This is a genomic window from Bacillus thermozeamaize (assembly GCA_002159075.1).
In the GTDB taxonomy this organism is placed as follows: Bacteria; Bacillota; Bacilli; order ZCTH02-B2; family ZCTH02-B2; genus Bacillus_BB; species Bacillus_BB thermozeamaize.
Genome location: LZRT01000096.1, coordinates 1 through 10,104, shown reverse-complemented (window position 1 = coordinate 10,104; position 10,104 = coordinate 1). Strand labels below are relative to the sequence as shown.

The 10,104-nt window shown below is 53.3% G+C and carries 7 protein-coding genes, 1 tRNA gene, 1 rRNA gene and 1 pseudogene; 2 read left to right on the top strand and 8 right to left on the bottom strand.

Going from position 1 to position 10,104, the window contains the following annotated elements:
• Positions 1-720 precede the first annotated feature (720 nt).
• Together BAA01_03330 and BAA01_03325 are read left to right on the top strand one after the other, a co-directional pair.
• Entirely contained in the window at positions 721-1,101 is a 381-nt protein-coding gene (locus tag BAA01_03330; GenBank protein ID OUM85816.1) for a hypothetical protein, read from the top strand.
• A 74-nt stretch (positions 1,102-1,175) separates the two neighbouring features.
• On the top strand, positions 1,176-1,598 hold the full coding sequence (locus tag BAA01_03325) for a hypothetical protein (GenBank protein OUM85815.1): 423 nt from the start codon (positions 1,176-1,178) through the stop codon (positions 1,596-1,598).
• Between the two features lie 268 nt (positions 1,599-1,866).
• Here BAA01_03325 and BAA01_03320 read toward each other — a convergent pair whose 3' ends face one another.
• The 8 genes and pseudogenes from BAA01_03320 to rrf form a co-directional block, all read right to left on the bottom strand.
• Entirely contained in the window at positions 1,867-2,079 is a 213-nt protein-coding gene (locus BAA01_03320; GenBank protein OUM85814.1) for a hypothetical protein, read from the bottom strand.
• Positions 2,079-3,006: pseudogene (locus BAA01_03315) on the bottom strand (recombinase XerD). Before BAA01_03315 ends, BAA01_03320 begins: the two are co-directional and overlap by 1 nt.
• A gap of 151 nt (positions 3,007-3,157) precedes the next feature.
• Positions 3,158-3,247, bottom strand: a tRNA-Ser gene (locus BAA01_03310).
• A gap of 124 nt (positions 3,248-3,371) precedes the next feature.
• Entirely contained in the window at positions 3,372-4,568 is a 1,197-nt protein-coding gene (locus tag BAA01_03305; protein OUM85813.1) for a CoA-transferase, read from the bottom strand.
• Between the two features lie 902 nt (positions 4,569-5,470).
• A complete protein-coding gene (locus tag BAA01_03300; GenBank protein OUM85812.1) occupies positions 5,471-6,754 on the bottom strand; it encodes a serine--tRNA ligase in 1,284 nt (427 codons plus the stop codon).
• A 153-nt stretch (positions 6,755-6,907) separates the two neighbouring features.
• On the bottom strand, positions 6,908-8,206 hold the full coding sequence (locus BAA01_03295; GenBank protein ID OUM85811.1) for a hypothetical protein: 1,299 nt from the start codon (positions 8,204-8,206) through the stop codon (positions 6,908-6,910).
• A gap of 143 nt (positions 8,207-8,349) precedes the next feature.
• Positions 8,350-9,810 carry an IMP dehydrogenase gene (locus BAA01_03290; protein OUM85810.1) on the bottom strand — a complete coding sequence of 487 codons (1,461 nt, stop codon included), beginning with the start codon at positions 9,808-9,810 and terminating at the stop codon, positions 8,350-8,352.
• A gap of 177 nt (positions 9,811-9,987) precedes the next feature.
• Positions 9,988-10,104: ribosomal RNA gene (gene rrf, locus BAA01_03285) — 5S ribosomal RNA — on the bottom strand.

Here is a 10,104-nt window from a genome sequence, read left to right as displayed (position 1 = left end):
ACACACAGGAGCGGGAGCGGCAGGTAATCGAATTTTAGATTAATAGATTTATAGACCTTCTCCCGCTCCATTCGTCACATTTTGGTCATATTTTGTTCACATTTTATTCATGTTTTTGTCGCATTATGCCCATTTTCTGGAATCTTACAGGACGATTTTGGAGCGAACAGGACGATTTTGAAAAACGCTCAAACCCTTGATACGACTGAATTTGAGCCACCAACAGGACGATTTTGATACCTTTTCCCACCTAGAGAAAAATTGTTTGACCTAAAAAATGATACCAAACAACTTTTTATAAAGTGTGGAATAACCCCAAAATCGTCCTGCTGATAGCGAAAACCCTTGAGCCACAAGGGATTGAGCCACTTTTAAAAACGTCCTGGACACATCCAAAAACGTCCTGTTTAGGAAAAATGACCGCAAACACATTTTTATAGATTTTTCTTCCTTCCATCCGGGGAGCGGGCGAAAACAAATCCCATGCAAAAAGAAAACAACCCTATGCAAACAGAACTACAGAAAACTACAGACGTTCCCGTTTGTGCTCAGCGGCACCCAACCACCGATGGCGTTTTGCAAGGGATAGAGGGTAAAAATCCCTGAAGTGGATAGCTCAAAGACCGAGCAAACAGTCACATGCAAACTTTTTTCTCAAAATGACGTTTTTCGATTAACGAAAGAAATGGTAAACACCAGTAACATGCGGGGGCGGTTGCTATGGTGAGGGAACTGCTGGCGGAATGCGAGCGGCAAAACATCAAGCTAAGTGTGGTCAACGGGAGATTGAGGGCGGAGGGAGTCATCCCTCCCGCCATTCGGCAGAAACTGGCGGCAAACAAGGAGGCGCTCATTCACTATCTCACCACAAACAGGCAAAAAGAAAAGGTGGAAGCCTTCCACAAAAACATGCTCAAAACCGTGGCTGACAACATCCGCAGGGGCGAATTGCTCAAGGTGGAACTGTACAAAGGCCTACAAGCCGGCAGGCCGCTCGACGAACTGTTCCCCTTGGCTGTGGAGTGCATTGGCCGCATGACGGACGACAAGCATTTCCTGGAGGAAACCGGCAGGATGTTAGAAGGGTATCAATCCAACTGACTTGATGAAGATGAGAGGAATATTATTCCGGTTACAGATGACCTACACATATCAAACACCGGAGGTGAAACCAAGTGGCCAAAACGGACAAAAGCCGACGACTGAGCATCGAGCAAGAGAATGCTATCGACCTGCTTGTCCAAGGGAAAAGCGACCGAGAAGTTGCGGAGGCTGTTGGTGTCGCAAGACAAACTGTGACTGAATGGCGCAACCGAAATGCGGTGTTTGCGGCGGAATTGAATCGACGGCGACAAGAGGTGTGGGGAACGCAGGTTGAACGACTTAGACAGCTTGTGGCGCTTGCTGTGGACGCGCTGGAAAAAGACCTGAAACAAGAAAGGGACGCAAAACTGAGGCAATTGGCCGCTATACACATTTTGAAAGCGGTGGGGCTGTATGGTGCTAACCTTACCCCCAAGGGCCATATTGAGCCGGAAGACATAGAAGCAGATTGGAGGGAAGAGGAACACATGAAGGAGCTGATGAGGTTTGGATGACGGCAGGCGCTAGAAGCGGGAAGGTATCTGGCAAATTGACGACACCTTGGAAGCCTGTGCCGTAACCATTTTGGTTACACCTTGCCATAAGGGGCTAAGTTGAAGTGAGACCCTTCTTCTCCCTTTACCTTATCTGGTTTATAAACACACCCGACACCATAAGGATACTCTCAATGTGAGTACCCTTTTTACCATGACCTAGCGGTTGGCTACCCCATCCCGGACAACATCAAAGGAGATGCGTTGAACGCACCCCCTTTTCCAAAACTCATTTAGGCACCACATCAAGAATTTCAATCTCTACCATACCAGGCATATACGTCATGTGTCGCTCATGAATCATCCTCTTGGCCTCGGATTCCACCTTGTCACGTGGCTTGCCGCAGACATGCACATGACCGTGATACTTGCCGGAGCGGAACTTGACTATGTACACATCCGAGACTGGCCGCTCCATCGAGTCATCACCAGGCCACCGCATCATCTCACCTTCCTTACTCTTGTCCTTTGAGGCATCAGTTGGCCAACAGGTGAAGCAATGGCATGTTGTTCATGCAAGTCTGAATCTGCAAGATGTACATATCTTTTTGTCATGACTAACGATGTATGTCCTAATTGCCTTTGCAAAGCGAACACATGACCACCACCACGCAAGAACATGATAGCGGATGTATGGCGGAGCATGTACGGCGTTACCTTGCAACCGATTTTTGAGCGATAAATGGACAAACGATTTCCCCAAGTCTCCACGCTCATGCGAGTGCCGTTTTCGGACGCAAACACCGGGACATCATCCGTCCAATCCTTGGGGCGGATAGCCAGCAGCTTCTGAATGACCTTCCCTGTTTGGGGGCTGAAAATGACCGTCCTGGCCGTCCTTGTCTTGGCCACGGCATCCGGGATGACCGCCTCCAAGGCTTTGAGATTGAAATGTTCCGGAAGCAATTGCAACGCCTCCCCTGGACGGATGCCTGTATCCAGTTGGAAAAGTATGAGACAATAGTCCGAAGTCCCGCATAGGTTTTTGTATTGATGCTTTTCAGCAACTTTTCAATGGTCTCCATCTCCACGGAGCGGGGCTTCCCGTCATTTTTGCGCTTTTTAACCCGTCAATCGGATTCTTGGGCAAATATCCTTCTTCCACGCACCAGGCAAAAAACGTCTTCAGATACTGCCTGTACAGGTTGAAGCTGGTGGCGGACATGCCTTGCAGGGAAGCGAAAAACTCAAGAACAGACTTTTTCAGTTTTGGGAAGTGAGGCCAAGCTTCTCCATACGCCTCCAAAAACTTCCCAACACGATAACGGTAATCATGAACGGTTCTTTCTGCTCTCCCCTCGGACTGTTTGAGAAGCAGGAACTCATCCAGCGCATCCTGCCAAGCCACGTCATGCGTGATTTTGGGCATGAAAAAACGACCTCCTTTGTTGATTCAGAAGGCCGTTGTCGCTGAATTTCAGCATGAGCGGTTTCGCGCTTTTTGCATAGTGGACGGAGTGCAGACCGTCCACCTATGGCAAAACGCCTCAAACCCGCATCACATCAACGTTTGTTAAGTATGGCGGAGAGGGTGGGATTCGAACCCACGGAGGGCGTGAACCCTCGGCGGTTTTCAAGACCGCTGCCTTAAACCACTCGACCACCTCTCCAGCATGTCTCTCAACGAGATTCGACACCATTTCCATCTGACATTATAACGCAACTGACCTGCCCATTCAAGTGGACCAGACACCTCCTGCGTATCAGGCAAATCCGGAACACCTTTTGCGCCATTCAAACAACACCTTCTGCACGAAATCGCTGAACGTCTTCCGCTGAATAACCCAGTTCGAAAAGCACCTCGTCCGTATGTTCTCCAACGAGCGGAGGATGGATCCGGTAGCTGACCGGCGTGCGGGAAAGATGCAGAGGACTGCCGACCAGGCGAACCCGTTCCGCCGTCGGATGATCCATCTCCACCACCATCCCGCGTGCCAGCACTTGTGGATGCCGGAACACCTGATCCAGCGTTTGAATCGGGGCGCAGGGAATGCCTGCCTCCTGCAACCGATCCATCCATTCCTGCGCCGTCCTCTTTTGCAGCGCCTCCTGGATCATGGCGATCAGCTCCTCACGGTGGGCCAAGCGGGCCGGATTGGTCGAAAACCGCTCATCCTCCGCCAGATCCGGCCGTTCAATCACTTCCGCAAAGCGGGCAAACTGCCGGTCATTGCCGACTGCCACCACCATTTCCTGATCCCGTGCCCGAAAGGTCTGGTACGGCACGATGTTCGGGTGGGCGTTCCCCAATAACCGTGGAAGATTTCCCGATACCAAATAGTTGCTTGCCACATTGACCAAGGCGGCCACACTGACATCCAGCAGCGCCACATCCACCACCTGTCCCTTGCCGGAGCGCTGCCTTTCCTGCAACGCCGCCAGGATGCCGATGGCCGTAAACAGGCCGGTCAGGACATCGACGATCGCCACGCCCACTTTCATCGGACCGCTCTCTTCGCTGCCGGTGATGCTCATCAAACCGCCCAAGGCTTGCACAATGTAGTCATACCCCGGCAACGCGCGCAGCGGGCCGTTTTGCCCGAAACCGGTGATTTCCCCGATGACCAGCCGGGGATTGATTTCCAACAGCTTTTCCGGCGCCAACCCCATTCTGGCCAATGTTCCCGCTTTAAAATTTTCCACCAACACATCGGCATCTTTCACCAAACGGAGAAAAATCTCCTTCCCCTCCGGGTGCTTCAGATTCAACGTGATGGCCTTCTTATTGCGATTGGCCGTCAGGTAATAAGCGCTCTCCCCGCCTGTGTAGGGCGGACCCCAACCACGCGTCTCGTCACTGCCGCCAGGCGCCTCCACCTTTATCACCTCGGCGCCCAAATCCCCCAGAATCATCGTGCAAAAAGGACCCGCCAGAACGCGGGACAAATCCACCACGCGAATTCCTGTCAAGGCTCCCTGAACTTGGCTCATACACTCACCCCATTCGAAATGTCTCCCATCCCTGATGCAAAAATTCCTTATGCGAAAATCCCTTATCCAAAAAATTACTGGAGAAAAAAGATCAAAAAAACCGGCATGCGAAAAGATGCAGGTAGCACTCAAGAAGTTTCCCCCTGCCACATTTCGTCATCCCGGTTCACGCCTGTGGCTCCTCGAACGGCAAGTCCTCGGACACAGGCTGTGATTTTCTTCGTTACTTTATTAGTTACTTTTTTATATGAAAATATAATTTTGACACTCCGCACGGTTAAAGCCGTGGGATTCTTGGGAGCACTCCCGTGATCGGGAGTTCTGCCTTGCGGCACCAAGCGATCCCCGTGTGTTCCACGGTTCAGTCCGCTCAAGCGGACAGGCCCAAAAGGAGCAAACCTTCACACAGGATATTCCTTGCGGCATTGACATCTCGATCATGCGTTTCGCCGCACACCGGACATGTCCACTGCCGGACAGACAGGTCCTTCGTCCCGGTGTTTCGGTGTCCGCAGCAGGAGCAAAGCTGGCTGGACGGAAAAACAGGGGACACGATCACCACCTGCCGCCCGTACCACTTCGCTTTGTACGCCAGTTGCCGCCGGAATTCCGACCAACTGGCGTCGGCAATGCTTCCCGCCAGCCGGTGGTTCTGCTAAATGATAGTTGATGAGGGAAGCAGTTGTTTTCGTATGGCGATATTCTTGTCCCATATCAGCATGGTATCAGTTTAATACATGAACTGCAATGCGCCATCCCACCCCTAAAGGAGTGGGCTTTCGCGCGGGATTTCTGAAAACAATGCGTGATTGCGGGACGGCATCATCCGCGCTCCTGATCGGCCGGTGCTTCAACGCTTCCGCCAAAACCGGAATCGGGGAGCACGGGTGCCGTCCTCCGTGTCAAGAAACCGGCCGAATCACATCCAGACCGCCCATATAATCCCGCAGGACTTCCGGAATGACGACACTGCCGTCCTCCTGCTGGTAATTCTCGAGGATCGCTGCCATTGTCCGTCCGATCGCAAGACCGGATCCGTTCAGGGTATGAACAAATTCCGGTTTTGCCTTCGGGTGGGGCCGGTAACGGATATTGGCCCGTCTCGCCTGGAAATCCTCAAAATTGCTGCAAGAGGAAATCTCCCGGTACTGGCCGCTGGAGGGAAGCCAAACTTCCAGATCGTACTTTTTGGCCGCCGCAAAACCGAGATCCCCCGTGCACATCAGGACCACCCGGTAAGGCAATCCCAACAATTGCAAGACCCGCTCCGCATCCTGGACGAGGCGCTCCAGTTCCTCGTAGGAATGCTGCGGCTCGACAAATTTCACCAGTTCCACCTTGTTGAACTGATGCATCCGGATGAGTCCCCGGGTATCCCTTCCCGCCGCTCCCGCTTCCGAGCGGAAACAAGCGCTGTATGCGGCAAAACACAGCGGGAGTTGCTCTGCCGAAAGAATCTCGTCCCGGTAAAAATTGGTCACCGGAACCTCCGCGGTCGGAATCAGATAATCCTCCTGGCCGTCGATTCGGAAGACATCCTCCTCAAACTTAGGCAGCTGCCCGGTGCCCAGGAGGCTGTGCCGGTTGACGATAAACGGCGGAAACATCTCCTCATAGCCGTGCTCGGAGGTATGCAGATCCAACATGAAGTTGATCAACGCCCTCTCCAGCCGTGCTCCCAAGCCCTTGTAAAAAACATACCTCGACCCGGTCACCTTGCCGGCTCGCTCAAAGTCCAGCAGTCCCAGTTCCGTTCCCAGCTCCCAGTGCGCCTTCGGGGTAAAAGAAAACGACGGCACCTCCCCCCAGAAGCGAACGGGAACGTTGTCTTCCTCTGTCTCACCGACCGGGACACTTTCATGGGGAATATTGGGAAGCGAGAGAAGAATGGCATCCAGCTCCGTCTTCACGTCCCGCAACTGGTCATCCAATCGCTTGATTTGCTCTCCCACCTCCCGCATCTCGGCAATCAGTTCATCTGCCGGCTCTCCCCGCCGCTTTCTGGCTGCCACTTCCTGGCTCACCGTATTCCGCCGGTTTTTCAGCGCTTCGCTTTCCTGCAGCAGCTTCCGCCGCCGCTCATCCAGTTCAAGAAAGCGATCCAGGCCATCGATCTCCTCGTTCCGGTGGCTGAGCTTTTCCCGAATTGCCGCAAAATCCTCACGCAGTCGCTTGCTGTCTAACACCCTAACCCCTCCATTCCGATGGACACCAATCGCATGTCCACCGCGCTTTCTTTCACGGGCTTTCCTTCCATTTTATACCGCTCATCCCGATGCAAAAAACTCTCATCCCGAAATACAGGACGAGAGCAAAGAAAAAGTGGACCGTGCGGGACGCTAAGCCGATGTGTCCCCCGCAATTCCTTTAAACACGCCCACCACCATGTCCATGATGGAACGGAAAAAAAGCCGGATAAAGCCTGCCTTTTTCACATCTTCCTGGGCGATCATCGCCACCCCATTCTGTTCTTGCGGTGGAATATTGGACAAAAAGGCGTCAGGCTGTCCGCCTTCCCGAACCAATTTCAACCAGCCGACAACCCGCTGCTTTTCTACCGGCGCCGTCAGCGCTTTCTGATCCCAGACGACTTCTGGCTTATAGGCGGCTTCTTCTCCTTTAGGGACCACAATGGACAAATTTTGCTGAGGGACGACTTCCACTTCGCGTTTTTTGCCCTTGACAAGAGGCGCCCGTTCAAATCCCTCGACCGGTTCTTTTCCCTTCAGGACGGTTTTCACGGTAAAATGGTTGAATCCCCAATCCAGGAGCTTTCTGACTTCCGTAAACCGGTCCTTGATCGTTTTTGCGCCCATCACCACGGCGATCAAGCGCATCTCGCCGCGCTTGGCCGTCGCCGTAATGCAAAAGCCGGCCGCTTCTGTGTTTCCCGTTTTCAGCCCGTCGGCCCCTTCGTAGGCGTAGATGAGGGGCTTGATCAGCCAGTTCCAGTTTTGCATCCGGATTTCGCCCTTGCCTTCCCCTTGCCGAAAGACAGCCTCCGGAATCGTTGTAAACTCAAAGATTTTCGGCTGCTTTAGGATCAGTTCCCGCGCCAGAATGGCCGCATCTTCCGCCGACATGACATGCTCGCCGTCAATTTGCGGACGAAATTCTGGCCGCATATCTTCAGGCGGATATCCGCTGCTGGTGACAAAATGGGTGTTTTTCATGCCCATGGCTTTCGCCTTTTCATTCATCATGTGGACAAATTCGGTTTCATTTCCGCCAAGCAGTTCTGCCAGGGCTACCGTGGCATCATTGGCCGAGTAGACAGCCATCGCCGTAAACAGTTCCTTGACGGTCCGTTCCTCCCCTGGATAAAGCCAGACCTGCGATCCTTCCAAGCTGGCAGCCGCCTCTGAAATCTTGACCTTTTGATCCCAGGAAATTTTCCCCTGCTGGACCGCCTCCAGCACCAGATATTCGGTCATCATCTTGGTCATGCTGGCAGGAGGCAGCGCCTGACTGGCATTGAGCGAATACAGGATTTTCCCTGAATGAGCGTCCACCAGAATGGCGGATTTGACGTTCAATTTTAAGGGCACCTGGGCATGAGCCGCACCTGCAGTGCCGTTTATCAACAACAAAAACAGACACAAAGACAGTGTCCATGCGGCCAATCGTCTTCCCCACAATGTTTTGCCGCTTCCTCTCCTCACACCTTCCCACCCCCACGCCTGTCCAACAAAAAATATTGTAACACAGGGCATGGGAGAAAAGAAGGTGGAAATCATCTGGAAAATGAAAGGCCCTGTCAAATCGTCATCCTGTCAAATCGTCAAATGGAGTAATTCGGCGCCTCTTTGGTGATCTGGACATCATGCGGATGGCTTTCCCGCAGCCCCGCCGACGTAATCCGGATAAATCTCGTGTTGTTTTTCAGTTCTTCGATATTCCGGGCACCAACATATCCCATGCCGGCACGCAGGCCGCCGATCAGCTGATACACCGTATCCGCCAGGGGCCCTTTATAGGGGACTCGCCCTTCAATGCCTTCAGGCACCAGCTTGTTCATATTTTCCTGAAAATAGCGGTCACCACTGCCGTCTTTCATCGCGCCAATCGAACCCATCCCCCGATACACCTTGAACCGCCGGCCCTGGTAAATCTCCGTTTCTCCCGGACTTTCCGACGTCCCGGCAAACAGGCTTCCCAGCATGACCACGTCAGCCCCCGCGGCAATCGCCTTGACAATGTCACCGGAGTACTTGATTCCGCCGTCGGCAATGATCGGCACACCGTATTTCCGCGCCTCTGTGGCGCAATCATAAATCGCCGTCACCTGAGGTACGCCGATCCCGGCCACAACACGGGTGGTACAGATGGAACCCGGGCCAATTCCCACCTTGACTGCGGAAGCGCCCGCTTCAATCAGGTCACGCGTCCCTTCGGCCGTTGCCACGTTCCCGGCAATAATGGTCAGATCCGGATATTTCTGGCGCAACTCGCGCACCACCCGGATGACGCCTGCCGAGTGGCCATGTGCGGAATCCACCACCAATGCATCCACGCCCGCGGCGACAAGGGCCTCTGCCCGTTCAAACGTGTCCTGGGACACCCCGACCGCTGCCGCCGCCAACAGACGTCCTTGCCGGTCCTTTGAGGCGTTGGGGAACTGAATCGCCTTTTCAATATCCTTGATCGTGATGAGTCCCTTGAGGTGGTTTTCTTCATCTACCAAGGGCAGTTTCTCTATCTTATGCCGCTGCAAGATTTCCTCCGCCTCTGCCAGAGTTGTGCCCACCGGCGCGGTGACGAGGTTTTCCTTGGTCATCACGTCGCGAATGGGAATGTCGCGCTGATGCACAAAACGCAAGTCGCGGTTGGTGATAATGCCCACCAGATGCAATTCGTCATCCACAATCGGCACGCCGGAAATCCGGTATTTTGCCATCAGTTCTTCCGCTTCGTATACACGATTGTCCGGTTTGAGGTAAAACGGATTGGTAATCACGCCGCTTTCCGAACGTTTGACGCGATCCACCTCTTCCGCCTGCTGCTCGATGGACATGTTTTTGTGAATGACGCCAATGCCCCCCTCGCGAGCGATGGCAATCGCCAGCGGCGCCTCGGTCACGGTGTCCATGGCGGCGCTCATGAGGGGAATATTGAGCATAATCTGCTCACTCAGCCTGGTTCGGACATCTACTTCCCGCGGCAGCACTTCAGACTTTCCAGGAATCAACAGCACATCGTCAAAGGTGAGACCCTCTTTGCCAAACTTCTCTTCCCAGCTCATGTTCAACAGTTCCTTTCTATTTTTTGTTTCCCCCAAAATAGTTTTTAGTTTGATATAGGTTCATCCCGCTTAAATTTTCCTCACAGTCTACCAATGTACCTATCTGATGTCAAGGTCCGCTGCGTAAGACAAAAGCCCATGAATCCGTACTGGACTCATGGGCTTACTTGACCGGCTGCCTGGCAACGTCCTACTCTCCCAGGGGCTCCCGCCCCAAGTACCATCGGCGCTGGAGGGCTTAACTTCGGTGTTCGGGATGGGAACCGGTGTGTCCCCTCCGCTATCGTCACCAGA

What these genes read in the sequence shown, in the direction of transcription:
- BAA01_03290 (OUM85810.1), bottom strand. Translation starts at nt 9,810, where the DNA reads ATGAGCTGGGAAGAGAAGTTTGGCAAAGAGGGTCTCACCTTTGACGAT.
- BAA01_03320 (OUM85814.1), bottom strand. Translation starts at nt 2,079, where the DNA reads ATGCGGTGGCCTGGTGATGACTCGATGGAGCGGCCAGTCTCGGATGTG.
- BAA01_03330 (OUM85816.1), top strand. Translation starts at nt 721, where the DNA reads ATGGTGAGGGAACTGCTGGCGGAATGCGAGCGGCAAAACATCAAGCTA.
- BAA01_03305 (OUM85813.1), bottom strand. Translation starts at nt 4,568, where the DNA reads ATGAGCCAAGTTCAGGGAGCCTTGACAGGAATTCGCGTGGTGGATTTG.